The following is a 26,730-nucleotide window of genomic DNA, read 5'->3' as shown; positions in this document are numbered from 1 at the left end:
GCTTGTACTTTTGCAGAATAATTTTGAATGAGTGATTGAGTGGATGAGTGAATGATATATGAAGGTCATCCTATTTATCCTTTAATCCTGAAAATCCTGATCAACAATTAAAATTTAACACTTAGCGAGAAACTAAGCAGTTATGAACAAACCATACAGCATACTACTTTACTACTGCTACGCGCAGATTGAGAACGCGGAAGCTTACCGCGACGAACACCACCTGCTTTGCCTGGAGCTTAACCTGCTGGGCCGCATCATTGTATCCGACGAGGGCTTAAACGGTACTGTGTCGGGCCTGAAAGAGGACTGCGACGAGTACATGAGACGCCTGCACGCAGACCCGCGTTTTGCCCACACCGACTTTAAAGTTGATCCGGCTGAGGAACATGCCTTCACCAAGCTGCATGTGCGTTATAAGCCTGAAATCGTACACTCTGGCCTGCGACACATCAACCCAAATGAAAGAACCGGTGTGCATCTTTCGCCTCAGGAGTTCAAAGAACTCAAGGACAAGGAAGATGTAGTGGTGCTGGATGTTCGCTCTGACTATGAGCACAGCGTGGGCCGTTTTAAAAATGCCGTTACGCTGGATATCGAGAACTTCCGTGAGTTTCCGGAGAAGGTGGGCGAACTGAAAGAGAAGTATAAGGACAAGAAAATATTAACCTACTGCACCGGTGGCATTAAGTGCGAGAAGGCAAGTGCCTTTTTGCTGGACCAGGGGTTTGAGAACGTGTACCAGTTGCACGGAGGCATTATCAAGTATGGCATGGAAGCCGGCGGCGAAGATTTCGAGGGCAAATGCTATGTGTTCGATAACCGCGTAGCTGTGGATGTGAATAAGGTGAATCCAACAATAATCTCTACCTGCCACGTGTGCAGCACCAAATCCGACAGAATGGTGAACTGCGCCAACCCGGTTTGCAACCTGCATGTGCCTATCTGTGAGGAATGTGGCGTAAAGCTAGACGGAGCCTGTTCTGTAGAGTGCCAGGAGCACCCGGAAAAGCGCCCTTACGATGGCACCGGTTACTACCAAAAAGAGATGAATGGCTATAATCCGTTAAAAGGTTTCAACCGAAAGAAGAAAACTGACGTACAAGTATAAGTATTCTCTAAAGCTCAAGAAAAGCGCAGCCTTTGTATGGCCGCGCTTTTCGTTTTTTATGTATCTTGTAAATAACAATTACATGAGATTTCGTCATACTAGCAGATCTTGTACAAAAAATAGTTGAGCACCAAAGCATAACGACAAAATAACAACACCAGAAACGAATGGCTGTAATCCCGGAATCAGAACTGATCATAAACAAAGATGGTAGCGTGTATCATCTCAACCTGCTACCAGAGCACATATCAGATACCATTATAACCGTAGGCGACCCGGACAGGGTAGAACGCGTAAGCAGGCACTTTGATGAGATGGATGTGCAGATCGCAAAGCGTGAGTTTGTAACCCACACAGGCTACTACAAAGGCAAGCGCATTACGGTTATCTCAACAGGTATGGGCACTGATAACATCGATATACTCATGAATGAGCTGGACGCGTTGGTGAACATCGATTTTACGAGCAGAGAAGTAAACGAGGAAAAGATAAAGCTGAAGATCGTACGTGTGGGTACTTCCGGAGCTTTGCAGGATGATGTGCCCTTGGGTAGCCTGTTAGCGTCGCATTATGCCATTGGTATTGATAGCTTGATGGAATTTTACCCGCTGGAGCAGGATGAGAACGAGCAAAGTATAACAGAGGCTTTGCAAAAAGACCTGGGCCTTAGCTTCAGACCTTATTGTGTAAATGGTTCTCAGGAACTGATCCAGAAGATCGCTTTTGACATGATACCGGGGAATACACTTACCTGCCCAGGATTTTATGCGCCACAAGGGCGTGTGCTACGTGCCGGGTTAAAAAATCAAAATCTACTTAAAACCTATAACGAGTTCAGGGTATGCGATTTCAGGCTGACTAACTTTGAAATGGAGACAGCAGGCTACTACAGCATGGGCCGCCTGTTGGGCCACGAGGTGCTGTCGCTTAATGCTATTGTTGCTAACCGTATCTCGCAAAAGTTCGCCGAAAACGCCGAAGCCGTGATCGATGACCTGATCCTGAAAGTGCTGGATAGAATTTAGAATGTATAAACCATAAAAACTGCCCCCTTTTCAGCAACAGCCGGAAAGGGGGCAGTTTTTATACCTGGTAAGATAAACTTTTAAAAGAACTCTACACCAACAACAGAGGCAATAGGTATAAAGCAACCGGCTTTAAGAATCATGTATTTGTCATCTACAGCCCAAATAGTTGTATCTACGCGCTTTAGTTCTCCCTCTGCCGTTCTGAATGTTATTTCAACTTTTCCGCGGTAGCCGTTGCCCAGTATAGAAGCGCGGTTTAAATCCCACAAGCGCTTTTTTCTGGCTTCTGTGTTCTCCAGCACATCGTCGTGGGTAAAATGGAAGAACGGAATCATCTCCTTCTCCACCATGGGTATTCTGTTTACCTGAGCTTTCATGAGTGGTGCATTTTAATGTAAAACACCTAAGACTATACTACTTAAGTACGAAAGCTACAGCGGTACGGAATATAGATTGACTAAATTTTTTGAAGGAAAGCCATTGTATCTACCCCATCTGTATAGTCCCATGGCATGGGGTATTGCGCTTCGCCAAATGGGATGCTACCCTCCAGCCAACCGTGCGCCGACACAATGCATTGTGTCTTGTCTTTTATTGCCGCCAGTTTTTGCCTCAGGTCTGCCAGTGAGGTAAACGTCTCGTAAAAGAGCACCGAGATAGGAGAGATCAGGTTTTCGCTTTCCTGTACCAGCATAAAACCGTTGTCGAAATGAGGTACGCGGTTAACCAGCAGTATAGATTTGTTGTAATCGTAATTGTTCTGGTACTTGTGCAGGTCCAGTATGTTGCTGCGGTGGGCATTTGCCTCAAAAAACTTATCAAAAGTATACCCTTCCGGCACAAATACCTTTGATACGTTTCGGCAGTTAAGGCCAAAATATTGCATTACGTCGTTGCCTAAGGCTTTCAGGTCATCTGTTTCTTCGTGGCCGGTAAGCACGCCAATGCATTTGGTGGTTTTGCGTATAATGTGAGGGCGGTTATCAAAGTACTGCTCCAGGTAACGGGCTGTGTTGTCGGCTCCTGTTAGGATAATGGCATCCACGTTGTTTAACCTATCCACAAATTCTATCTGGTTGGCAAAGGCAGGCTCAATGGCGATCAGCATGTCAGCCAGTCGTTTCATCAGTACTTCATCCTCAGGGCTCAGTTTGGCCAGCAGGTAGTGTCCGCTTAGTAACACCGCCATAAAATCGTGGAAGCCTGCCATCGGCACATTCCCTGCCATTACAACACCAACTTTTTTGGGTGTAACCTGTTTCAGGTGGTACGGGTAAAGCCATTCACGGACGTACTGCTCGTTCAAGAGCGTGGCAACACCTTTAATGGCAGCAGAAACGTTTTGCTCATCAAACCAAGTATTACGCGATGCAGCCTGGTATGCCCACGTTTTGCGGTCTTCTGGGGTAAGGTTCTGTATCTGCTGGCCTAGTTTTATAAAGGCTTCTATGCGGTTCTCTAACGTCATGGCAGTAGGTATAGCGAAAAATTATTTGATAAGGATACCGATTGTTCCTAATTTTGTTAATTAATAAACGAAGAAGTACAAAAGTATAAAATATACAGGAGATACGACTATGGCGATAATGATAACTGACGAGTGTATTAACTGCGGTGCCTGCGAACCGGAATGCCCGAATACTGCCATTTACGAAGGCGGTGCGGATTGGACCTGGGGTGGAGGTACAGCGCTGAAAGAGGTAGAGATCGACGGCGGAGAAGTTATTCCCGGAGATGCTGCTCAAACGCCTATTTCAGATGAGTTTTACTACATCGTGTCAGATAAATGTACTGAGTGCATGGGCTTCCATGAAGAGCCGCAGTGCGCCGCCGTTTGCCCTGTTGATTGCTGCGTAGACGATCCTGACTACCGCGAAACAGAGGAAGAACTGCTGGCCAAGAAATCCTGGCTACACCAGGAGGCCTAAGTATAAAAGCACCAGCAAAGTATAAACCTGTCTGTAAAAGGGCAGGTTTTTTTGTTTAAAGTATAGCGCAGGGCATAAGACAATGGAAGAGTTAACTCACGAAGGCAAAGTTTTTGAAAAGATCGTTTACCCGGTTAAAGAGATTAAAAATAGGGAGTTTGAGAAATGTGCTTTCAGGCTTTGTGATTTTTCGGGCAGCAATTTTTCGCAGAACCGCTTTACCGACTGTACTTTTATAGGCTGTAACCTGGCCATGCTAAAACTCAACCATACTTCGCTAAACAATGTGATTTTTAAAGAGTGCAAGCTTACAGGTATAAACTTCAGCGAGTGCGAAGACACGTTGTTTACAGTATACTTTGAAAACTGCCTGCTGGATTATGCGTCGTTTGCCAGGATTAAAATGGCTAAAACCAGGTTTATTAAATGCACATTAAAAGGCGTTGATTTTTCTGGTACAAATTTAAGCAACGCTATACTTGACGATACAAACCTGGAGCGGGCAATCTTCCATAACACCAACCTGACCGGTGCAGACCTTTCCACAGCCTTCAACTTTGACATTGATCCGGAGATCAACGCCATCAAAAAAGCAAAATTCTCGCAGTATAGCTTGCAGGGCCTGCTTACAAAGTATAACCTGCAAATAGTCTGAACCACAGATTAATGGGGATTTGATTGATTAGTAAGATTTAAAATGCACCACAGCAGGGCATTCCAGTATCTTCAAGAAAGATTTCATTGAAAACGATTTTAAATGGGTTAGATGATGCTGATCCACAGATTAACCAGATCATTTACGATCATAAATCCTTTTAATCAATCAAATCCCCATTAATCTGTGGTCAAGATAACAATCAACAATTAACGATCAACAATTTAAGGTAAATTGCCTATTTTTGCTTTTTAGCGCGAAAAGCAGCAAAATAAAGTATTAAGATGTCGATTTCAACAAAATATAACCCTAAGGAAGTAGAGAAGAAGTGGTACGATAGCTGGATGCAGCGCGGCTTCTTCCACTCAGAGCCTAACCCGAATAAAGAGCCATATACCATTGTAATTCCGCCGCCAAACGTTACAGGTGTGCTGCACATGGGCCACATGCTCAACAATACCATCCAGGATGTGCTTATCCGTCGTGCGCGTATGCAGGGCAAAGAGGCATGTTGGGTACCAGGCACCGACCATGCTTCTATTGCTACGGAGGCAAAGGTAGTGGCTATGCTGAAGGAAAAAGGCATTAACAAAAGCGACCTTACCCGCGAGGAATTCCTGAAGTACGCCTGGGAGTGGAAAGAGAAGTATGGCGGCATAATTCTGGAGCAGTTGAAAAAACTAGGCGCTTCCTGCGACTGGGACCGCACCCGCTTTACCATGGAAGACGACCTAAGCGCGGCTGTAATAGAGGTGTTCGTAGACCTGTACCGCAAAGGTCAGATTTACCGTGGCGTGCGCATGGTAAACTGGGACCCGCAGGGCCAGACTGCTCTTTCTGACGAAGAGGTTATCCCGAAAGACACGATGGCTAAAATGTACCACCTGAACTACGAAGTAGTAGCAAACAGTGCAGCAGAACCAACTTATATAACCGTAGCTACCTCACGCCCTGAGACTATTATGGCCGACGTAGCAGTGGCCGTTAACCCGAACGATGAGCGTTACAAACACCTGCATGGCAAGTCTGTCCGCATTCCGTTGCTGGGCAAGGAGATTCCGGTTATACTGGATGAGTATGTAAGTATAGATTTTGGTACGGGAGCCCTTAAAGTAACCCCTGCTCACGACCTTAACGACTACGAACTGGGCCAGAAGCACAAGCTGCCAACCATCGACATCCTGAACAACAACGGTACGCTAAACGAACAGGCACAGCTGTATGTAGGGCAGGACCGTTTCGCGGCACGCCGTAATATTGTAAAAGATCTTCAGGAAGCCGGTTTACTGGTTAAGGTAGAAGAGTATGCCAGCGTACTGCAGACATCAGAGCGTACCGGTGCTGTAATAGAGCCGCGCTTGTCTATGCAGTGGTGGTGCAAGATGGACAAAATGGCTGGCCCAGCGCTGGAGTCGGTGATGAACGATGAGATTCGCCTGCATCCGCCTAAGTTTAAGAACATGTACCGCTCCTGGATGGAGAACGTGCGTGATTGGTGCGTTTCTCGCCAGCTATGGTGGGGCCAGCAGATTCCGGCTTATTACCTGCCGGATGGCTCTTATGTAGTGGCAACAACCGCTGAGGAGGCTCTGGTACTGGCCCGCAAAGAGAGCGGCAACGAGAACCTGCAGCTATCTGATCTGCGCCAGGACGAAGACGTTTTGGATACCTGGTTCTCGTCGTGGTTGTGGCCTATCTCTGTATTTGATGGCTTTAAAGATCCCGACAACAAGGATATTTTATACTATTACCCAACCAACGACCTGGTAACTGCCCCTGAGATCCTGTTCTTCTGGGTAGCGCGTATGATCATGGCAGGTTACGAGTTCCGTAACGAGATGCCATTTAAAAACGTGTACCTGACTGGTATCGTGCGCGATGCGCAGGGCCGTAAAATGTCTAAATCGTTGGGTAACTCACCAGACCCGCTCGATCTGATAGAGCAATACGGAGCCGATGGTGTGCGTGCGGGTATGCTGTTCAGCTCACCGGCTGGTAACGACCTGCTGTTCGACGAGAAACTGGTGGAGCAGGGACGTAACTTTAGTAATAAAATCTGGAACGCCTATAGGCTGATTAAAGGATGGGAAGTAGACGAGAACCTGCCATGCCCGAACGAAACCGCCATCAAGTGGTTTGATTCTCGCTTTAACGAGGCTTTTGTTCAGATAGAAGACCACTTCAGCAAATTCCGTATTTCAGATGCGTTGCTAACAGTTTACAAGTTGGTGTGGGATGATTTCTGCTCTAACTACTTAGAGATGATCAAGCCTGCTTACCAACAACCAATTGATAAGCAAACGCTGGATACAACAGTTGATTTCCTGGAAGATGTGCTGAAGGTGCTGCACCCGTTTATGCCGTTTATCACCGAAGAAATCTGGCACGACCTGAAAGAGCGTAAAGAGAAAGAGTACCTGATTGTAGCGCCTTGGCCTAAGAAGGATAAATTTGACAAGCATATTGTCGAGCAGATGGAGAGTGTGATAAACATTGTCGGGTCTGTTCGTAATATCCGTAATTCTAAAAATATCCCTAATACCAAGCCACTCGAGCTGTTTATTAAAGTAATGAGCCATGATCAATATGAGCCATACTTTGGTGTTATGCGTAAGCTGGCAAACCTTAGCGAAGTGCAGTATGTAGAGGAGAATATCGAAGGCGCTGTCAGCTTCATCGTTTCCGGCGACGAGTTCTTTATTCCGATGGAAGGAAACATTGATGTTGAAGCAGAGCGTGAGCGTTTAACCAAGGAACTGGAGTATACTAAAGGCTTCCTGATCTCAGTAGATAAAAAGCTGAGCAACGAACGTTTTGTTAGCGGTGCACCAGAGTCTGTTATCGCCAACGAGCGTAAGAAAAAAGCTGATGCAGAAGCTAAGATCAATGCCATTGAGCAAAGTTTAGCATCGCTGTAAAGTATAGTTTTTAAGTATGGGAAAGGCCGCTGCTGTAAAAGCAGTGGCCTTTTTTTGTTTTTTGCAGTACCTAATACAACCACCCTTGACCTCCTATGCCGTCAACACTAGCAAAAGCTGTCATCTCGACGAAAGGAGAGATCTTTTCAAAGCTCTTTCTGTACTAATTCTAAATAGATTTCTCACTGTGTTCGAAATGACAACACGGATACTTGAATCCTAAAATTGACGGCATTGAGGCAGGGGCGGTTGGGCAACTTTTACAGAAAAATGCTACTTTATACTTTGCTTTAAAATAGCCTCTACCTCGGCATGATACTTCGGCAAAAGGTGGTTGAGCCCGTTTTTAGATGAAGTATAGCTTATGTGTGCCTGTTTTTCTTCAAGGTGGTAAGCCAACAAACCTTGCTCTGACTCTGTCAGGTAAAAAAGCTTTGCCGGCTCGGTAGCAGTAGAAACCTGGTACGCCCTGAATACAAAGTTGTTGGTTATGCGATGCTGGGAAGGAGGGCGGTTCTCCAGGTAATGCTGGGTAACTACCGTATCAAGAGCAATGATGCTTTCCAGTTGAGTTATACTTTTGATCTGTCCCTGGTCAAATATCCATTGCTGTATCTGGTGTGGCCCTTGCTGGTGCTGGCTATACTTTGCCTTGCTAAGGTCCAGGTTAGAGACCATGCCGAATAATTGCAGGTCGTTGAATATACTTTGCAGCGATGCTGTTTCGGAAGTATTGTCGCTGATAAAGTAACTATTGCTTTGCTGCAGCTTGGCAACATCTTTCTGTATGTCCTGCTGCAGTTTAAGTTGGCTGGTATCGGCAAGTATAAATGCAAAGAGCAGGGGAAGTATAGCGTGTAGTAACATCATTTTAGTAAATGGTTTATACTTTATACTTCTCCTGCTCAAATGTTGTGCTAGAAATTTACAGTTTAGAATGATCTACTACCTTCCAGTTGATGTTGCCGTTGTTTACTTCATACTTTAGCAACAGGTAACCGCCGTTGTGGCCGTCTTCATAGTAAGCCATAGCGTAGCGGTCATTTAAAATGCGGCTGTCGCGGATGGCCATGGTGCCACCCATGGTACCATCTACAGGAATAAGCTGGCTTTGCTTGCGGTTCAGGTCATTCATCAGGTCCGACTCCGGGTTGCGCAGGCCCTTGCGTTTCAGACGCTGCATGTCGCTTTGGCTCAGAGAGCCCAGTTCATCTACAAAAGCGGCACTCTGCGGAGTAGTCATCTGCATGGTGTCGGGTGGTAGCATCATACCTTCCAGTGAGTCTGCCTCAGTTCGCTCCTGCTTCAGCTCCCTATCTATCTCAGCTACCTTGTTATCGGCAATGTTCAGCCTGCTTTCGGCCTCGTTTTTCTGCCAGTAAAAGTATAGGGCCAGAAACAGGAAAGTAGCCACTAATAGCCAGGGAAGTATACTTTTCATAATTTTAGGTTGTTTATACTTGCTGCTTTAGGTAGCAGCTTTAGCTTATACTTTTAATATTAGGAAAAAGATATTTGTAAAGCTATAGTTGGGGAGGTTGTAGTAAGAGCTTAACCTCCCTTCGCACAAGATTCTTCCAGGATAACAGGAAGAAAAGTAGTAGAAAAACTGGGGACAGCTTTTTATGATCATCTAAAAAGAAAGCCTGCCTCGATAACCGAAGCAGGCTTTTATACTCTAAGTCCTTTGTCCTAAATTCAAAAAACTCCTTTGTCAAAAATTAGATCGTCTGGTTTACGTCAAAGTTCTCCAGGTAATCAGCCACGCGACGCACGAACATGCCACCCAGCGATCCATCTACAACGCGGTGGTCGTAAGAGTGCGACAAGTACATAAAGTGACGGATACCGATCAGGTCACCTTCCGGAGTTTCGATAACAGCTGGCTTTTTCTTGATAGCACCAACGGCCATAATAGCCACCTGCGGCTGCATGATGATAGGCGTACCCATTACGTTACCGAAAGATCCAACGTTAGAAACGGTATAAGTACCACCGGCAAGATCGTCTGGCGTAAGTTTGTTCATACGGCCACGGTTTGCCAGATCGTTTACTTTCTTGGTCAGGCCGTTCAGGTTCAACTGGTCAGCGTTCTTGATGTTTGGTACGATCAGGTTACCACTTGGCAACGCTACAGCCATGCCAATGTTAATGTCTTTGTGGCGAATAATGGTACCACCGTCTACAGACACGTTGATCATTGGATAGTCTTTGATCGCTTTGGCAATGGCATCAATAAAGATAGGAGTGAAGGTTAAGTTCTCGCCTTCGCGCTTCTTGTACTCATTCTTCCACTTGTTTCTCCAGTTCACAATGTTCGTAACATCTGCCTCTACAAACGAGGTAACGTGCGGCGAGATGCGCTTGCTGTCAACCATACGGTCAGCGATCATTTTACGCATGCGGTCCATTTCAATAAGCTCTACGTTGCCGCCGTAAGAGGCAGCAGGCTTAACCTGAGGCGCAGCCTGTGGCTGGGCAGCAGGAGTTGGTGCAGCGGCAGAAGCTTGTGATTGTGCCTGTGGCGGTGCCTGCGGAGCAGCTGCCTGCTGAGGTTCAGCGCCACGGTTCTGTAGGTAAGCCATGATGTCTTTTTTAGACACGCGGCCTTCGCTACCAGTACCTGGCACGTACTCCAGTTCCTGCATCGAGATACCTTCTTCGCGGGCAATGTTCAGCACCAGCGGAGAGTAGAAACGGCCAGATGCAGGCTGATCTAGTTTAGCAGCAGAAGAGGCAGTTGCAGCAGGAGCAGCTGTTTCCTGTGGCGCAGTGGCCTGTGGAGCAGCAACGGCTGGAGCTTCGGAAGCAGCAGGAGCAGCAGCGCCTGTGTCTTCTCCGTTGGTAGAAATGATGGCGATAGGCGCACCCACGGCAACCACATCACCTTCTTGTACAAGTATCTCCTTTAAAACACCACCCTGTATAGCAGGAACTTCAGTGTCAACTTTATCTGTAGCAACTTCCAGCACCGACTCATCTTGCTCAATGGTATCACCCACGTTTTTGAGCCATTTAAGTACAGTACCTTCCATGATACTTTCGCCCATTTTGGGCATAACCATTTCTACAAGTGCCATATTTTGTTGTTGATAGTTGATCGTTTTTTTTGTTCTTTTATGATAAAAGATAAAGGACAAAAGACAAAGGAAGCAAGCAGTAAATGAGTCTTTTATCCTTTGTCAAATACTCTTTTTTCTTAAAAACCCAGACAAAGTTAAGGATTTTAGCCTATTCCTCAACGGTTGCGGTTAAACTTTGGCGCACCAGGTTAAGTAAGGCCAGCGTTGTATACTCAATGTTCAGTAACCTGTCTTTGTTAAATTGCAGCAGTTTTGTTTCAGTTTTATACTTGTCAGCGTAAGCTATCCAGATCGTGCCAACAGGTTTATCGGGTGTGCCGCCATCAGGGCCGGCAATACCGCTGGTAGCCACCCCTATGTCGGTGCCGAACTTTTTCCTAACATTTTCTGCCATTTCTTTTACAGTAGGTTCGCTTACGGCACCATGCTGCTGCAGGGTTTCAGGTTTTACATCAAGTTCACGGGTTTTTACTTCGTTGTGGTAGGCAATAACGCTACCTTGGTAATAGGCTGAACTTCCGCTTATACTTGTTATTTTGTGCGCCAGGTAACCTCCTGTGCAACTTTCGGCGGTGGCAATGGTTAAACCTCGTTCTTTTAGCATCTGTCCCACGGCTGCTTCCAGACTTATCTCGCCAAAGGCAAAAATATAGCCCGGAATGATCTGCTGTAGTTTGTTTACCTCTTCCTGCATTTCTTGGTCCAACACCTTTGCATCGCTTCCATGGCCTGTAAGGCGCAGGCGCACAGTACCCAGGTGCGGCAGGTATGCCAGCTTGAGGTGTGGCGGTAGGCTTGTTTCCCAGTTCTCCAGTTTAGCGGCAAGTATGGATTCGGCTATGCCAACAGTCTGAACCACTTTATGGATTATCTCTGGCGTTTTAAAGTATGCTTTTAATTGCGGCAGCACAATATCCGTCATCATGTGCTTCATCTCAAAAGGCACACCCGGCATAGACACGTATACTTTGCCTTCGTGCTCAAACCACATGCCCGGGGCAGTACCCAATACATTTCGAACAGGGGTGCAGGCGGCTGGTAAGTATGCCTGTTCACGGTTTAGCTCTGTAAGTTCGCGGCAACGGTTTTTAAAGATCTCAGCAATATCTGCCAGCGAAGGCTCGTGTAACTTTAAAGTGGTGTTAAAGTATGAAGTCAGAACGTCTTTTGTCAGGTCGTCTTTGGTTGGGCCTAGGCCTCCTGTCATAAGTATAATATCGGCCCTGGCTCCGGCATTATCCAAAGCCTCTGTAATATGATCGGCATTATCTGAAATGGAGGTAATCTGATTTACTCTAATGCCCAATTTAGAGAGTTCTGCACCCATCCAGGCGGAGTTTGTGTCCACTATCTGGCCGTAGAGAATTTCGTCTCCGATGGTGATAATTTCGGCAATAACGGCTTTCATATATATTTTGGTCTGATTTATGCGTAGGTCTGTTAAACTGATTCAAGTTAAAGATGTTCTAGCGATATGAAAAAACTACTTTACACTTCTTTTATAGCTGTAGCCCTTGGTGCCTCTGCCTGTACGGTAACTGATATACAGCGCACTGTAGATGGCGTGCTGGCCGGAACCACCGGAGGCCCTGTAACCCAGACGGAAGTTGCTTCCGGTTTAAAGCAGGCTTTGGAAGTTGGCATTAAAAATGGGGCGAACCAGGCTTCGCAAACCGATGGCTTTTATAAAAACTCTCTTATCCGGATTCCTTTTCCGAAGGATGTACAACGCGTGGAGAACACCTTGCGGCAGGTTGGCTTGGGTAACGAGGTAGATAAGTTTATACTTACCCTTAATCGTGGGGCGGAAGATGCGGCCAGAAGCGCTGTGCCAATTTTCGTGAGTGCCATTAAGCAAATGACCATTGCCGATGCATGGGCTATACTTAAAGGCGACAGAGATGCAGCTACGCAGTACCTGAAGCGTACCACATCGCAGCAATTGTACAATGCATTTAATCCGGTTATGGTAAAGTCGCTGGAGAAAACCAATGCCACCAAGCACTATGCAGACCTGGTTAACCAATACAATAAAATCCCATTGGTACAAAAAATTAACCCGGACCTGGACGACTATGCAACGCAAAAAGCGATTGACGGACTTTTTATACTTGTAGCCCAGGAAGAGGCAGAAATTCGTGAAAACCCCATTGCACGGACGACAGAGCTATTGCGCCGCGTTTTTACAAAAGAAAATCAGTCTTAAGATATAGAGGCTTTTACAAGGCTATGCACCCGTTTTACTCAGAAGTAAGGCGGGTGCTTTTTTTTGTGGAACATAAACTGTTGAATAAAAGTACAATACAGCAAAATTGCCATTTACTAGATTGCCTGAATACCAGCTTATTATACTATGGAAAACAAATCTATAAAGTACAGTCCGATCACGAAGGAAAGAGATTTAGATATACTGATTGAGGAGATCGGGGATGCACGCATTGTAATGTTAGGAGAGGCATCGCATGGCACCTCGGAGTATTATACATGGCGCACAGCCATTACCAAACGCCTTGTGCAGGAAAAAGGCTTTAGCTTTGTGGCTGTAGAAGGCGACTGGCCGGAGTGTTATGCAGTAAACCGCTTTATTAAAGGGTATCAGAAATCAGGCAGTAAGATAGCCGATGTGCTGCAGGTGTTCAGGCGATGGCCAACCTGGATGTGGGCAAACTGGGAAGTAGCAGCGTTAATAGAATGGATGCGGGATTTTAACCACCTGCGTAATGGTAGCGAGAAAATCGGTTTTTACGGTCTTGATGTGTACAGTTTGTGGGAATCACTGGAGCAGATTCTCAAGTTTCTGGAGAACAACGATGGGCAGGCTGCTGAAGCTGCCAGAATGGCCATAAACTGCTTTGAGCCCTTTAACCGCGATCCGCAGACCTACGCAAGGGCCACAGCCTTTGTACCTACTGACTGCGAGAACGAAGTGGTTGAGATGTTGCAGAAAATACAGCACCACCGCACTTTTACCGACGATCCCGAAAGTGATTTTAACACCCGGCAGAACGCACTGGTGGCAGTTAACGCCGAGAAATATTACCGTGCCATGATACGGGGCGGCGGCAGCTCCTGGAATGTGCGCGACAGCCACATGATGGAAACCCTGGACAGGCTGCTTGAACTGCATGGGCCTGATTCCAAAGCTATAGTATGGGAGCATAATACCCACATAGGGGATGCCAGCTTTACCGATATGGCCGACGATGGGATGTATAATATAGGCGAACTAGCACGTAAACAGTATGGGCAGAATCAGGTGAAACTAGTTGGCTTTGGCACTTACCAGGGCAGTGTAATTGCAAGTAAATCTTGGGGTGCGCCTATGCAGAAAATGGAAGTGCCGCCAGCTGTTGAGGGTAGTTGGGAGCACATGCTGCACGAAATAAGCACAGAAGATAAGATCATACTTTCAAGAGACCTGGCAGATGTACCCGCATTGCGGCAGAAAATTGTCAACCGTGCCATAGGCGTAGTGTATGATCCTAAATATGAAATGTTCGGTAATTACGTGCCTACTGTTATACCAGGTCGCTACGATGCCTTTGTTTATTTTGATGAAACCGAGGCTGTACATCCACTCCACATGAAGAGCACTTCAGGCAAAGAACCTGACCTGTATCCGTGGAATTATTAAGAAAACACAAACTCTTTTCCCGATTAAGAAAGAAGCCTGCAGCGACAAAGTCCTGCAGGCTTCTGATCTGTTAAATGAGAATACTATTGGTGATTTATACTTACAAAAGCTGCTATCTTATCTTGTAAGCCAATATTCAGCTTAAGGGCTATACTTCAACGCTAGGGTCTACTTTCTCTACTCTCGAGCCCGCAAAACCATAGTATACAATGTATAAATAGCAAATAAGGGGTACGATGAATGATAACTGAAGACTACCTGTTACATCCGCTACATACCCCTGCAGTGGCGGAATGATTGCACCACCTACTATAGCCATTACCAAAAGCGAAGAGCCTTGGCTAGTATGTACGCCTAAGCCTTTAATGGCAAGCGTGAAAATTGTGGGGAACATGATTGAGTTGAACAATCCTACCGCAATTACAGACCACATAGCTACAGCACCTGTAGTAAGCATCGTGATCAGAAGTAAGGTGATTACAGCAGTGGCAAAGAAACCCAATGTTCTGTTAGGTAAGAACCTGCCAAGCAACAGCACCAGGAAGTTTATAGCAATAAGACCTAGTACGATCAACGCTTCCTGCTGCCCATAAATGGCAAATATCATCGTAACCACAATGGCAGTGATAGCCCCGATAATCATGTATTTGCGGTTTTTGTTCTTGAATTCGGCAAGCGCCACGGCTCCGAAGAATCTTCCGATCATAGCACCACCCCAGAAAAATGCCAGGTAATGTCCGCCTTCCGCTTCCGAAAGACCGGCAATCTCAGGTAAGCTGAAGAAATTGATCAACATGCTGCCAATGGCTACTTCGCCGCCTACATACATGAAGATACAGATCACGCCAAGCACCAGGTGACGGTATTTAAGAGCTCCTGCATCTGCTATAATGCGTCCTTCTCCTTTGATATGCGGCAGGTTGGCAAGTTTAATTAAAACAGCAATAGCTAACAGCGTAGCGGCTAGCCCTAAGTATGGAAGCTTTACTGATGCTGCAGTGTCAGTATCCATAGTTTGCACAGTCTCAAAGATCAGGTAACCGCCAATTAGTGGAGCCACCGTTGTGCCAAATGAGTTTAGGGCTTGAGTCAGATTTAGGCGGCTTGCTGCTCCTTCTGGTCTTCCGAGTACTGTAACGTAAGGGTTGGCAGCAATCTGAAGTATGGTAATGCCTGAAGCCAGCACAAAAAGCGCCATTAAAAAGAAACCATAACTATGGAAATCGGCTGCCGGATAAAACAGCGCACACCCAATAGCAGCAACTAATAAACCTACTATGATGCCGTTCTTATAGCCTATCTTCATGATCGGGTCTCCTTTTGTCATGGAGAAGACAAAGTATAGCAGCGAAATGATAAAATAAGCTCCGAAGAAGGCTGTCTGGATTAGCATTGCCTGCCAGTGCTGCAATACAAATACCTGTTGCAGTTTTGGTATAAGAATGTCGTTCATGCAGGTAATAAAGCCCCACATAAAGAACAGCAGCGTTACGACGATCAAAGGTCCGGTAAAGCTTTTGCTATTATCCAGATCAGTACCTGACGAGACAACAGTAGGTTTGGATGAAGGTGAGGTTACAGCCATAGTATAAATGTTAGTCGTGGTTAGCGTTTAGGTTAGTTTTTTATGCTTGATTCATATTTTACGGATCCATCCTTCAGCAGCGTAAAAGACACTTCCTGCACATCACGTGAGTTAGGACCTACAAACACCTTAAAATCACCAGGCTCTGTGCCATAAGTAAGGTCAGCGCGCCAGAAGGCAAGATCTTCCGGGGTTAAAGTGAACATGACGGTTTTTTTCTCGCCAGGAGTAAAGGTCAGCTTCTGGAACTTCTTCAGTTCTTTAACAGGTCTTGTAATGCTGCCAACCAGGTCGCGGGTATACAGCTGAATAACTTCTTCGCCGGCATACTTTCCTGTGTTAGTCACATCTATACTTACCTGCAACTGTCCTGCCGGAGCAAGCTTATCAGTGCTTAGCTTTAAGTTGTCATACTTGAAAGTTGTATAGCTTAGTCCGTAACCGAATGGGTAAAGCGCAGTGTTGGGCACATCGCGGTACCTAGATTTATATACCCGCTCAGAACCCGGCTCTGAATGGTCGCCTTCGTAAACACGGCCTGTGTTTTTGTGATTGTAGTATAAAGGCAACTGCCCAACTGATCTTGGGAAAGAAACCGGTAATTTGCCAGATGGGTTATATTCGCCGAACAACACGCTTGCCGCAGCGTTTCCAGCTTCAGATCCTAAAGACCAGGTGGCAAGTATAGTTGGGATGTTCTCATCCAGCCAGGTAAGCTCCAATGCACGACCACTGCTAACCAAAGCGATGATTGGCTTACCTGTAGCATGGATTGCTTTTACAAGGTCCAGTTGCACACCTGGTAAACTAATATTAGCTCTGGATGCGCCTTCACCGTTCATCACAGCGCTTTCGCCAATCGCCATTACTACTATATCGGCCTTTTTAGCGGCAGCCACAGCTTCATCAAATTTTGCTCTAGAGTCGCTGTACAACTCACAACCTTCTGCATAGGTTATTTCGGTGCCTTTAGCATACTTCTTTATACCTTCCAGGAAAGATACAGGGTGCTGCGCTTCTCCGAAGAAAGACCAGGTGCCGTTCATGTCTTCTTTATTATTGCCCAGCGGACCGATAACGGCTATTTTCTGCTTTTTTGATGCGCTAAGTGGTAGCAAGGTGTTTTCATTTTTCAGAAGAACGATAGAGCGTTGTGCTACTTCAAAGGCTGCCTGCAAATGTTCTTTGGAGCGTACCTGCTTTTTCTCTGTTTTAGTGTTACTGTATAAGTATGGGTTGTCGAACAGGCCAAGCTTGAACTTCAGCCAAAGCACTCTACGCACTGCATCATCCAGGTACTTTTGTTCTACTTTACCAGACTTCACCAGTTGCGGAAGCTCTTTGAGGTAAATTTCAGCCATCATGTCTAAATCAGTTCCGGCTTTTAAAGCAAGTTCTCCGGCATGAGCATTGTCCTGTGCATAGCCATGCGATGTCATTTCCCAGATGTTCTGCCAGTCTGAAATAACCAAACCATTAAAACCCCACTCATCACGCAGTATCTGGCGCATTACTTTCGTATGGGCTGTGGCTGGCACACCGTTTAGCTCGTTAAACGCAGTCATGAGTGTGGCAGACCCAGCATCCAGGGCAGCTTTAAACGGGGGTAGGTAAGTGTTACGAAGCTCATATTCCGACATGTCTACTGTGTTGTAGTCGCGGCCGGCTTCTGCTGCGCCATAAGCTACAAAGTGTTTTACGCAGGCTGCTATCGTTAGCGGATCAGAAAGGCTGTTGCCCTGAAATCCTTTAACGCGGGCAGCCGTTATCAATGACACCAGGTATGGGTCTTCGCCGGCACCTTCTGCTGTTCTGCCCCAACGTGCATCACGGGCCACATCGGCCATCGGGGCAAAGGTCAGGTTAATGCCGGAAGCGGCAGATTCCTTGGCAGCAACCCGGGCACTCTTCTCTATGGCTGTAAGGTCCCAGCTTGCAGCTTCGCCCAACGGAATTGGAAACACAGTTTTAAAACCGTGAATCACGTCAGCGCCAATCAGTAGCGGAATTCCCAGACGAGATTCTTCTACTGCTAATTTCTGTAACTTTCCGGTATAGGCTGCGCCATGTATATTGAATATCCCGGTGATCTCACCTTTACGGATAGCTTCGTTAAACTTATCAGACTCGGAAGTGCGAACGGTGGGACCGGTGTTAAAAAGGTCGCCTACTACAAAGTTCAGCTGTCCGGCTTTTTCCTCCAGCGTCATTTTCGAGAGCAGGTCTTCTACGCGCTGTTCCGTTTTATCCTTTTTATCTCCTGTCTTAAAAGAAGAGAAGAGCATGGCAGAACCAAGTATGACTACCAGAAGGATAGGGATAAATGTCTTTCTCATATTATTTCTTTTTAGTAAACCCCTTGCTTAAAGTATGGCGAAAGGAATTAGCTAGTGAAAATTAAATAATCAGTATCCGTTTAATGATGATGCTTTCCTGCGTGTGCAGATGGCAGAAGTATAAACCCGGGGCAACATCTGTTTTTATTCGCAGCAAATTGGTAGTGTCTTGCGTGATGTTGGCAGCTACCTCTTTGCCAAAGGCATTGTAAAAGCGGATATCCTTTACATTTAAAGTATAGTTGAGCTGTATGTTAAAATCTCCTGTGCAGGGATTAGGATAAACCCGCACTTGTTGATTGTCATATTCTTGTTTTATACTTAGCAGGCCAGCATTGCTTGCAACCAGGTTAGAGAACGTGGAAGTGCCATTGCTATTCACTGACTGTACTTTGTACACGTAACCATTTTCAGGTATAACTGCATCCGTATATTCCCGTGCATTGGCTACGACGGAGGCTATTTCGGTAAAAGGGCCATTTTGTGATTGGGAGCGGAATATTCTAATACTCTCTTCATTAGAAGCATTATCCTGCCAATTTAGCGTAACCGAATTTGTTGATTTTGTTAGTTTCAGGTGCGATGGACGATTAGGAACAGTGGGGGTATTTTGCAGTACTTTGAATTGATCAATCCAGAAAACATCATTTCCTGCAGAGCCTAAGATGCCATAATTAACAAGTATCCTGATCTTCTTTACTTTGGTTCCGTCTATTTGCCCGGAGCCTGTACCATACAGGTTTTTATAATCGAAATGGTAAGTATAAAATTCATTGTCGTCGATGAGTGGTGTGAGTGTAAAAACATTGTTTGTCCCGGTAGTTTTCCCGGTTTCATCTACCAAGTCGATGCGGAGCAACACGTTTTTACTTTCGTTGCGGGTTTTTATGGTGGCTGCTAAAACAGGATAGCCGCTCATATTGAGCGGCTCTGTTAGGGTATAAATTATCTGCGGAAGAGAATTCGGATTCGTTACCTGGTAGCTGACTTTTAAGGCGCTGTTCTCATGACTGAAATCAAAAGTGCCGCCACTGCTGTTTAGTTTAGTAGCCGGCAAAGTATTGAAGTCTTCTATTAAAAAAGCATCGCCTACGGGTGTCTTGGTGGTGTTCACGTTCAGCTCCTGCTGGTATGTTTGTCCGTTCAGGTTCATCTGTACCTTAACCTGCCCGGCAGTTGTACCCCAGTTAACTTTTATTTCAGATGTACCTGCTCCAGATGTAATCGTGGCTCCGTTTGGTATGGTCCAGGTATATGTTGCACCAGTTACGTTACTGGCTTTAAAAGTTAAATTCTGTGCACCCGGGTTTACCGATGCAGGTCCAGTCAGTTTTAACTCAGAGAATGTTTGATAAACGCGTACATAATCTACTTCGAAGCGTGCAGTGTTAAGGGTTGGGTCTATGCCGTTTTTCAGACCATTGGTTTCATACCTGGTGTCGCTGCCCCAGTTACCACCCATAGCCAGGTTGATAATGATAAACTGTGGATCATTAAAAGGCCATGTCGCGGCATCCTTGTTTACAGGTGCGTAAGTATAAAACAGGTTATTATCCACGTAAAACTTTATGGCTTCGGGAGTCCATTCGGCAGCATATACATGAAAGCTGTCGCCGTAATCACTAACTGTTGTAGAATTGGTATTTACAGTGTTGCCATAGCTGGATGGTGTATGCAATGTGCCGTGTATCTTTCCCGGATCACGGCCTACATGTTCCATCACATCTATTTCCCCGCAGGCAGGCCAACCTTTAGTAGTTATACTTTCACCCAGCATCCAGAGCGCAGGCCATGTACCAGCGCCTTTTGGTAGTTTAGCCCTGAACTCTACCCGGCCATACGTAAAGTTATACTTGCCCTGTGTTTTAATGCGGGCAGAAGTCCAGGCGCCATTGGTTTTGTTAGCTTCAATTACTAGTTTACCGCCGCTACGTCGTACGTTGCTGCTGTTGTTTGTGTAAGACTGCACTTCATTGTTACCCCAGCCGCCCTGGCCGGTTCCAAGGTCGTAGCTCCAGTAAGTTGGGTCAGGCGCACCTTCGCCTTCAAACTCATCGTGCCACACCATCTCGTTAAAGCCTGTGCTTTGGGCAAGCAAAGGCAGTGACGAGCATAGCAGCAGTGTAAGTGCTGTTATGGTTTTATATAAAGTATTCATTGAAATAGGTTTAAGGCAGCAGCGCTTCAGAGTGTAGACTGAAGTGCTGCTGCTTAGAAATTAATTAGGGATAAGCTGAAAATCATCAATATAGAAGATGCCAGAATTAAAATGACCTTCGCCACCGATCTGTATCACAATACGGTCAAGGTCTTTACGGCTGGCAGCGCTGCTAAAGTCGAAGGTTAGCTCTACCCATTTGTCAAGCTGTGTTACCTGCTGTTTTACTTCTACCTGCGTCACCCATGGCTCGCCACTTTCAGCGTTCTGCAATTTCACAGATACCTGCTTCAGAAGATTTTTAACAGCCCAGTCATAACCTGCTTCCTTAGTATAATCGTTGTAGCTAGGCATGAAAACCTTTAATTTGATTTTGTTTTTTGTAGTCAGATCTATTTTGTGATCCAGTGTATAGAAAAGGTTTGCAAACGCAAAGGCTTCACCTTCTTTCTTTATATACTGAGCTACTTTAGCAGAAGTATTAATTGGTAGGGGAGCAGGGTTGTCGTAAGTCTCGTTAAATGTAAGATTGTCTGTTTGCCAAACCACATTGCCTGGCGTGTCAAAGTCATCTTTCAGATCAATTGCTTCTTTGTAGGGCTTAACTACCACAGGTGCTTTATATCCTTCCGGCACAAGTACATAGTTTCGTACGCCGCCGCCGCCGCAGCACACTTTTCTGATATGTAACCGGTTCTCAGAAAGTTCCATTACTTCATAGGTTCCTTGGTTATCATCCCAGGCAATAGTTTCGCCATTACTAACAGAAAGCATGGTTTTGCCATTTTCCTGATAGATGCTCCAGGTGCTGGCTACTGGGGTTTGTGGCACACAAACATTTTCCTGCCCGCCATCAATACCCCACATAGCGCCCCCACTCTTATTCTCAAACTGGAAACCAATTAGTTTAAAGGTGTATTTATCGTCTTTCATGCAGTCGTTCTGAGAAGCAAGCGTCTGATTCCACCATGATGATGGGGCTTCTGGTGGACCGCCAAAATTCATTGGACCTACCGGATCAAACACCCATGTCTTGCCTTCTAAGGCATTGGCGCCGCCTGTCAGAAAATTATAATCATCACGGTCCAGCATTAAAGGGTTTGTATTCGCGATAGTTACCTTTTTACTGTTAGATGCAGCTCCACCACTTGTGTACATGGTGAGTGTTACAATATACTCACCTTTTAATGGATAGGAACCTGTTACCTGCATTCCTGTTGCAGTTTCCCCGTTTCCAAGGTCCCAAACCGCTTTAAAGCCTGGGGCATTTGCTTTGAAATTGATAATGTTCGGGTTAGTGGCGTCAGCCTGGGCTGTAAATTGTATTTCATCGGAAGTTGGTGCTGGCCCTAAGCTACCATCTTCTTCTTCACAGCTGCTGAAAGTAAACGTTAGCAGCAGGAGCGCAACGATATAGGAAAGATATCTTTTCATGATATAAGTCTTTTAAATGATTAATAACCTGCGTTTTGCTTAAGGATACCATTCGAAATAGCAATTTCGCTTTGTGGTATCGGGAAGAAGCCTTTTGTGGCAGGTTTAAATGTCACGTTGAAATCTACCTGGTCGCCAACGTACAGCGGTCCGCGTGAGCCGCTAACTGTAATTCTTTGCTCGGTAACGTTTAGCCCTTGTCTTAAAAGATCCCAGTAACGGTGGCCTTCCAAAGCCAGTTCTACCCGTCTTTCTTTGTAAATATTATCCAGTGTAGCTGGTACAGGTGTTAAACCAACCCGGCTGCGTACCATATCAAAGTATTGCTGTGCATTACCACTGGTTTTTACTGCCAGTTCTGCTGCCATTAACAACACATCGCTAAAGCGAACAGAGCGGTAGTTGTTACCCCAGTTCAACTCCGGCTGACCGGCTCCTGGTTTATAATCTTTAGATGTAGTATACTTTTGGCTGAAGTAACCTGTGTGCTGATAACCCTTATCCAGTTCACCGTTTAGCTCTGCTTGTTCCAGAATAGTGGCATCTCTGCGTGGGTCGTTGGCTTCGAAGGCATTATATAAAGCTTGGGTTGCTGTTGCAAAGCTCCAGCCACGTTCGTAGCTCTCTATAGCAGGGCTTACAACACGCGGGCCCTGCATTTGCGGCTGCATGTTGCCTTCACCACCCTGTATATAGCCCCAGTCCCACCATGGATTTTTGTCTGAGTAAGAAATCTCCCAAACTGACTCCAAGCTGTACTCTCCGCTCTTTTTAAAGTTATCTGCATAGTTGGCCAGCAAGATGTGACCACTTTTGTCGATGATATCCTTTAAGTGATTAAGAGCACGTGAAGCATCTACGGTGGTGCTACCAGCTTTTAGCTGGGCATTGTATACGCCATTGTAGAACAGGTAAGTACGAGCTAACAAAGCTTTAGCAGCCCATTTGGTTACGCGCCCCTGGTTATTGCGAAGCGTGCTTTCCGGTAGGTTAGGAATTGCTTCTTCGAGGTCTTTGGCTATTTGGTTGTATACTTCTTCCGGCGAAGCTTGTGGTTGGTTATACTCACCAGGATTTACAAGTGTGTTAAGTACAAGTGGTACATTTTCATACATGCGAACCAGGTCAAGATAGAAGTGTGCTCTTAGGAATTTAGCCTCAGCAGTAACCTTATCTTTAAATTCCTGGCTTGCATTCACACCATCAATTTTCTCCAGCAGCAGGTTAGCGCGGTAAATACCGATAAAGTGCTTTTTCCACATGCCCTGTATTTCTGGGTTTGCTACTCTAATGTTGTGCATGTCCACTTCAATGATGTTCGGGGCATCTGTGCGGCTGGCACCACCTGCAAAGGCATCATCAGAGGCAATGTCCAGAAACATCGGGGTAGGATGGAAGCCTACTACCGTGTTCCATTGCAGTACATCGTAAATGCTTACCAGTGCTTCCATGGCGTCAGCTTCTGTCTGGTAGAAGTTAGATTCTACACGGGCATCTTTAGGCTGAAGATCCAGGAAATCGTCGCAGCTTGTCGTGCTTAGAGCCAGTGCGGCTACAAAAGCAATTCTTGCAGTATTTTTGATTATATATCTCATAAAAATCTTGTCTTTAGAAAGTTGCGTTTAGACCAACTCTGAAAATGCGGGCTTGCGGGTAAATACCTCTGTCCACGCCAATATCCAGTGTGTTACGGGCGCCAATCTCTGGATCAAATCCAGTGTATTCGGTAAATGTCAGCAGGTTGTCAGCCGAAACATACACGCGCATATTGGAAAGGTAGATTTTAGACAGGGCATTGTTTGAGAAGTTGTATCCAACCTGTAAAGTCTTCAAGCGAACGTAGTCCCCGTCTTCAATATAGATGTCAGAGATCCTGGTGTAGTTACCGTTCGCATCATTCCAGGTAAAGCGTGGATACTTGTCTGATGATCCTTCTCCAGTCCAGCGGTTCAGGAACTTGGTCTGCATGTTAGAAGTAACCAGGTCATGGCGGCGTGTACCGTTAAAGATCTGGTGGCCAAAAGCGCCGTTAAAAAAAGCGCTAAAGTCAAAGTTTTTATACTTCAGATCCAGGTTGTAGCCCAGCACCATCTTTGGAGTAGGATTGCCGATGTTAGTCCTGTCAGCATCTGAGATTACACCGTCACCATTCAGGTCTCTGAAGCGAATATCACCGGGCTGTGCGTTTGGCTGAAGCAAAGCTCCTGATGAATTTTTGTAAGACGCTACCTCTTCTGCATTCTGGAAGATTCCGTCTGTTTCATATCCCCAGAAATAAGCAAACGGCTGGCCTGGGATACTTCTGGACACAATGCCATATGTTGCGAAGTTAGCACCGATCAATACACCTTCCGCGTTATTTATACTTAGTACTTCGTTGCGGTTAAAGCTACCGTTGATGGAAGTTCTATAGCTGAAGTCGTTGATATTGCCTGTGTAAGTAAGCGCCAGTTCTATACCTTTGTTTCTTACTTCACCGCCGTTTACCGTAGGGGCATTGTTACCTACTGTGCCTGGTATAGGTGCATCTACAAGTAAACCTTTGGTAGTCTTGATATAATAGTCTGCTTCCAGTGATAAGCGGTTATCAAAGAAATAAAGGTCAAGACCAATATCTGTCTGCTCCGAAGTTTCCCACTCCAGGAACGGGTTAGCTACTTTCACCGGAGAAGCTCCGCTTATATAGCGCTCATCGCCTTCAAAGAAAGTATAACCACGACCCACTCCGATTACAGAAGCCCAAGTGTAGTTTCCAATGTTCTCATTACCATTTTGCCCCCAGGAAGCGCGCAACTTGGCAAAGTTTACAATGCTCTGCTCAGGAAAGAAGCTTTCATTTGAGATGATCCAGCCGGCTGAGATAGAAGGGAAGGTAGCAAACTGGTTCTCACGGCCAAATCTGGAAGAACCGTCTCTTCTTAGTATACCTGACAGCAGGTATCTTTCATTGAAATTGTAGTTTACCCGGCCAAAGAATGAAAGAAGGGCATTTTCTCCGAAATATCCTCCTGCTTGTGCACCAGTTGCATCAGTCGCCAGGTTTAGGTAAGCCATGGCAGGGTCATTGGTCACTAAGCCGGTTTTAGAAGCAAAAACATTATCTGCCTCGCTTCTCAAGGCTGTAGTACCCAATGTTAGCCCCAGGTCGTGCTCGCCAAAAGCCTTTGAGTAGTTAAGTACATTTTCTGCCTGCCAGGTATAGTATTTAATGGTCTCTTTAGAAACCAGGGAGTTTGTATTTTGCTGGGCAGAGTTTAAATAGTATCTGGGATTAAAGTTATTGTTGGTAACATAAGCCAGGTCGATACCAAAAGTAGATCTGAAAGTAAGGCCTTTCGTTAGCTCCACATCTGCATAAGCGTTGGCTACCAGTTTATCTACTTTAGTTGTCCCGTTCATCACGGCCAGCCTGGCAAGTGGGTTTACTACTTCCTGTGCTACATAAGGAGAAATGCCATACACATTACCATTAGCGTCTCTAACAATATAAGGAGATGCATAAAGAGACGATCCTAGTCTGGCAGGGTCTGTTTCAAAAACCGGAGTAAGAGGGTCCAGGTTGATCGCGTTGCTAAGCAGACCCCCGAATTCCTGGTTAGGGTCTATGGCCCTGCGGTTAATGTTAGTATAGGCTAAGTTAGTACCTACTCTCAAGAAGCTTTTAACCTGGTTGTCTGCATTTAATCTTAACGTATAACGCTTAAAGTTAGACTTATCACCTCCTACAATACCATTCTGGTCGAAGTATGAGAAATTGGTGTAGTAGCTGGTTTTGTCGTTGCCGCCGCTTACAGCGATCTGGTGGTTCATGATCTTTTCATTTTCTCCGAAAAGCTCACTTTGCCAGTCAGTGCCTCCAGAAAACTTATTTACATCAGAATATGGTGGTGTAACGCCTGCGTTGGCAGCGCCTTCATTCATCATGATGGCATATTCGCGGGCATCCAGCAGGTCAAGCTTTTTCCATGGGTTCTGAACACCAACATAACCTTCATAAGACACATGCATTTTGCCATCTTTAGAGCCACTCTTGGTTTTAATAAGAACTACACCATTGGCAGCGCGGGCACCATAAATAGCAGCAGAAGCCGCATCTTTAAGCACCTCCATCGACTCAATATCATTTGGGTTAAGGTAATCGATACCACCAACAGGAAAGCCGTCCACTATATATAAAGGAGCAGCGTTGCCAGAAGTACCTATACCCCTGATGCGAACTGTAGGAGCATCGCCTGGCTGACCAGAAACGTTTGACACCTGTACACCTGTTACTCGACCCTGTAGCGCCTGCTCCACGCGTAACACTGGTGTTTCTATAATATCTTCTGGCTTAACTGAGCTTATGGCACCTGTCAGTTCGCTACGGCGCTGCGTACCGTATCCAATCACCACCACTTCTTCCAGTAGTTTAGTGTTTTCAGCTAGTTTAATGTTGATCACTGCCCTGTTGTTGATAGGCACGTCTTGCGAAACATAGCCGATAAAGGAAAAGCGTAGTACTTTACCTGCTTCCGGCACACTGAGGGAGAAGTTTCCTGCCGCATCAGTTGTAGTGCCTATAGTCATGTCTTTTACCACGATACTTACCCCCGGCAGTGGTATGCCTTCTTTAGCGGCTGTTACCCGCCCGGTAATGGTAGTTTGTGCGTATGCCACTCCGTAAAGTTGAAGTAACAGTAAGAGTATTATTTTCCTCATAATAAACGCTTATAGGTGAGTGATCATTTATTTGCTTGAAGTACTAGATTTATTCCAGTAAAAACCAGAAATTAGCTACATCAAGAATACATCAACAGGGTTTTTTATATACATCAATAATACATCAAATAGACAAAAAGGCTTATTTAATGCTTGTAAATG

At 45.6% G+C, this 26,730-nt stretch carries 19 protein-coding genes; 7 read left to right on the top strand and 12 right to left on the bottom strand.

Features of this window, described 5'->3' with window-relative positions:
- The first annotated feature begins 142 nt into the window (after positions 1–142).
- The gene (trhO, locus tag K0O23_RS11600; RefSeq protein WP_219877590.1) at positions 143–1,111 is read left to right on the top strand and encodes an oxygen-dependent tRNA uridine(34) hydroxylase TrhO; all 969 of its coding nucleotides are present in this window, start codon (positions 143–145) and stop codon (positions 1,109–1,111) included.
- Between the two features lie 167 nt (positions 1,112–1,278).
- Positions 1,279–2,136, top strand: coding sequence for a nucleoside phosphorylase (locus K0O23_RS11595; RefSeq protein WP_219877589.1), 858 nt, complete (start codon positions 1,279–1,281; stop codon positions 2,134–2,136).
- Positions 2,137–2,216: 80 nt separating this feature from the next.
- Here the strand turns inward: K0O23_RS11595 and K0O23_RS11590 are convergent, their stop codons facing one another.
- Positions 2,217–2,516, bottom strand: a complete 300-nt coding sequence (locus tag K0O23_RS11590) for a hypothetical protein (protein ID WP_219877588.1) — start codon at positions 2,514–2,516, stop codon at positions 2,217–2,219.
- 80 nt (positions 2,517–2,596) lie between these two features.
- Positions 2,597–3,607 (bottom strand): aldehyde dehydrogenase family protein, encoded by a 1,011-nt coding sequence (locus K0O23_RS11585; RefSeq protein WP_219877587.1) that lies wholly within the window; start codon positions 3,605–3,607, stop codon positions 2,597–2,599.
- A gap of 109 nt (positions 3,608–3,716) precedes the next feature.
- Here K0O23_RS11585 and K0O23_RS11580 point away from each other — a divergent pair, with 109 nt between their 5' ends.
- The 3 genes from K0O23_RS11580 to K0O23_RS11570 all read left to right on the top strand — a co-directional run bounded on the left by K0O23_RS11580 (position 3,717) and on the right by K0O23_RS11570 (position 7,640).
- Positions 3,717–4,067, top strand: a complete 351-nt coding sequence (locus tag K0O23_RS11580; RefSeq protein WP_219877586.1) for a 4Fe-4S dicluster domain-containing protein — start codon at positions 3,717–3,719, stop codon at positions 4,065–4,067.
- An 82-nt stretch (positions 4,068–4,149) separates the two neighbouring features.
- Positions 4,150–4,722, top strand: coding sequence for a pentapeptide repeat-containing protein (locus tag K0O23_RS11575; RefSeq protein WP_219877585.1), 573 nt, complete (start codon positions 4,150–4,152; stop codon positions 4,720–4,722).
- A gap of 284 nt (positions 4,723–5,006) precedes the next feature.
- Positions 5,007–7,640, top strand: a complete 2,634-nt coding sequence (locus K0O23_RS11570; RefSeq protein WP_219877584.1) for a valine--tRNA ligase — start codon at positions 5,007–5,009, stop codon at positions 7,638–7,640.
- A gap of 273 nt (positions 7,641–7,913) precedes the next feature.
- On the opposite strand, the gene K0O23_RS11565 is transcribed toward K0O23_RS11570, so the two are convergent.
- The 4 genes from K0O23_RS11565 to K0O23_RS11550 form a co-directional block, all read right to left on the bottom strand.
- Entirely contained in the window at positions 7,914–8,510 is a 597-nt protein-coding gene (locus K0O23_RS11565; RefSeq protein WP_219877583.1) for a hypothetical protein, read from the bottom strand.
- A gap of 55 nt (positions 8,511–8,565) precedes the next feature.
- Positions 8,566–9,081: a hypothetical protein gene (locus tag K0O23_RS11560; RefSeq protein WP_219877582.1), complete on the bottom strand. Its 516-nt coding sequence runs from the start codon at positions 9,079–9,081 to the stop codon at positions 8,566–8,568.
- 280 nt (positions 9,082–9,361) lie between these two features.
- The gene (locus tag K0O23_RS11555; protein WP_219877581.1) at positions 9,362–10,720 is read right to left on the bottom strand and encodes a dihydrolipoamide acetyltransferase family protein; all 1,359 of its coding nucleotides are present in this window, start codon (positions 10,718–10,720) and stop codon (positions 9,362–9,364) included.
- Between the two features lie 151 nt (positions 10,721–10,871).
- Positions 10,872–12,131 carry a competence/damage-inducible protein A gene (locus tag K0O23_RS11550; RefSeq protein ID WP_219877580.1) on the bottom strand — a complete coding sequence of 420 codons (1,260 nt, stop codon included), beginning with the start codon at positions 12,129–12,131 and terminating at the stop codon, positions 10,872–10,874.
- Between the two features lie 66 nt (positions 12,132–12,197).
- On the opposite strand from K0O23_RS11550, the gene K0O23_RS11545 reads away from it, so the two are divergent.
- Positions 12,198–12,929: a DUF4197 domain-containing protein gene (locus K0O23_RS11545; RefSeq protein ID WP_219877579.1), complete on the top strand. Its 732-nt coding sequence runs from the start codon at positions 12,198–12,200 to the stop codon at positions 12,927–12,929.
- 147 nt (positions 12,930–13,076) lie between these two features.
- Entirely contained in the window at positions 13,077–14,357 is a 1,281-nt protein-coding gene (locus K0O23_RS11540; protein WP_219877578.1) for an erythromycin esterase family protein, read from the top strand.
- A gap of 148 nt (positions 14,358–14,505) precedes the next feature.
- Here K0O23_RS11540 and K0O23_RS11535 read toward each other — a convergent pair whose 3' ends face one another.
- From K0O23_RS11535 to K0O23_RS11510, 6 genes are all read right to left on the bottom strand, one after another.
- The gene (locus K0O23_RS11535; protein WP_219877577.1) at positions 14,506–15,942 is read right to left on the bottom strand and encodes a sugar MFS transporter; all 1,437 of its coding nucleotides are present in this window, start codon (positions 15,940–15,942) and stop codon (positions 14,506–14,508) included.
- A gap of 32 nt (positions 15,943–15,974) precedes the next feature.
- Positions 15,975–18,278, bottom strand: a complete 2,304-nt coding sequence (gene bglX / locus K0O23_RS11530) for a beta-glucosidase BglX (protein ID WP_219877576.1) — start codon at positions 18,276–18,278, stop codon at positions 15,975–15,977.
- A gap of 61 nt (positions 18,279–18,339) precedes the next feature.
- Positions 18,340–20,436, bottom strand: a complete 2,097-nt coding sequence (locus K0O23_RS11525; RefSeq protein ID WP_219877575.1) for a family 16 glycosylhydrolase — start codon at positions 20,434–20,436, stop codon at positions 18,340–18,342.
- A 60-nt stretch (positions 20,437–20,496) separates the two neighbouring features.
- Positions 20,497–21,870, bottom strand: coding sequence for a PKD domain-containing protein (locus tag K0O23_RS11520; RefSeq protein WP_219877574.1), 1,374 nt, complete (start codon positions 21,868–21,870; stop codon positions 20,497–20,499).
- A 20-nt stretch (positions 21,871–21,890) separates the two neighbouring features.
- A complete protein-coding gene (locus K0O23_RS11515; RefSeq protein WP_219877573.1) occupies positions 21,891–23,465 on the bottom strand; it encodes a RagB/SusD family nutrient uptake outer membrane protein in 1,575 nt (524 codons plus the stop codon).
- Positions 23,466–23,478: 13 nt separating this feature from the next.
- The gene (locus K0O23_RS11510; protein ID WP_219877572.1) at positions 23,479–26,526 is read right to left on the bottom strand and encodes a SusC/RagA family TonB-linked outer membrane protein; all 3,048 of its coding nucleotides are present in this window, start codon (positions 26,524–26,526) and stop codon (positions 23,479–23,481) included.
- Between the last annotated feature and the right edge of the window lie 204 nt (positions 26,527–26,730).

The sequence above is a fragment of the Pontibacter aydingkolensis genome, assembly GCF_019443125.1.
Taxonomy (GTDB): domain Bacteria; phylum Bacteroidota; class Bacteroidia; order Cytophagales; family Hymenobacteraceae; genus Pontibacter; species Pontibacter aydingkolensis.
This window is presented reverse-complemented; position numbering and strand designations above follow the sequence as displayed.

Bases quoted from the DNA above. Each gene is read 5' to 3' on its own strand.
- K0O23_RS11540 (WP_219877578.1), top strand. From the start codon at position 13,077: ATGGAAAACAAATCTATAAAGTACAGTCCGATCACGAAGGAAAGAGAT.
- K0O23_RS11580 (WP_219877586.1), top strand. From the start codon at position 3,717: ATGGCGATAATGATAACTGACGAGTGTATTAACTGCGGTGCCTGCGAA.
- K0O23_RS11590 (WP_219877588.1), bottom strand. From the start codon at position 2,516: ATGAAAGCTCAGGTAAACAGAATACCCATGGTGGAGAAGGAGATGATT.
- K0O23_RS11570 (WP_219877584.1), top strand. From the start codon at position 5,007: ATGTCGATTTCAACAAAATATAACCCTAAGGAAGTAGAGAAGAAGTGG.
- K0O23_RS11525 (WP_219877575.1), bottom strand. From the start codon at position 20,436: ATGAATACTTTATATAAAACCATAACAGCACTTACACTGCTGCTATGC.
- K0O23_RS11535 (WP_219877577.1), bottom strand. From the start codon at position 15,942: ATGGCTGTAACCTCACCTTCATCCAAACCTACTGTTGTCTCGTCAGGT.
- K0O23_RS11550 (WP_219877580.1), bottom strand. From the start codon at position 12,131: ATGAAAGCCGTTATTGCCGAAATTATCACCATCGGAGACGAAATTCTC.
- K0O23_RS11520 (WP_219877574.1), bottom strand. From the start codon at position 21,870: ATGAAAAGATATCTTTCCTATATCGTTGCGCTCCTGCTGCTAACGTTT.
- K0O23_RS11515 (WP_219877573.1), bottom strand. From the start codon at position 23,465: ATGAGATATATAATCAAAAATACTGCAAGAATTGCTTTTGTAGCCGCA.
- K0O23_RS11545 (WP_219877579.1), top strand. From the start codon at position 12,198: ATGAAAAAACTACTTTACACTTCTTTTATAGCTGTAGCCCTTGGTGCC.
- K0O23_RS11585 (WP_219877587.1), bottom strand. From the start codon at position 3,607: ATGACGTTAGAGAACCGCATAGAAGCCTTTATAAAACTAGGCCAGCAG.
- trhO (WP_219877590.1), top strand. From the start codon at position 143: ATGAACAAACCATACAGCATACTACTTTACTACTGCTACGCGCAGATT.
- K0O23_RS11575 (WP_219877585.1), top strand. From the start codon at position 4,150: ATGGAAGAGTTAACTCACGAAGGCAAAGTTTTTGAAAAGATCGTTTAC.
- bglX (WP_219877576.1), bottom strand. From the start codon at position 18,278: ATGAGAAAGACATTTATCCCTATCCTTCTGGTAGTCATACTTGGTTCT.
- K0O23_RS11560 (WP_219877582.1), bottom strand. From the start codon at position 9,081: ATGAAAAGTATACTTCCCTGGCTATTAGTGGCTACTTTCCTGTTTCTG.
- K0O23_RS11555 (WP_219877581.1), bottom strand. From the start codon at position 10,720: ATGGCACTTGTAGAAATGGTTATGCCCAAAATGGGCGAAAGTATCATG.
- K0O23_RS11595 (WP_219877589.1), top strand. From the start codon at position 1,279: ATGGCTGTAATCCCGGAATCAGAACTGATCATAAACAAAGATGGTAGC.
- K0O23_RS11565 (WP_219877583.1), bottom strand. From the start codon at position 8,510: ATGATGTTACTACACGCTATACTTCCCCTGCTCTTTGCATTTATACTT.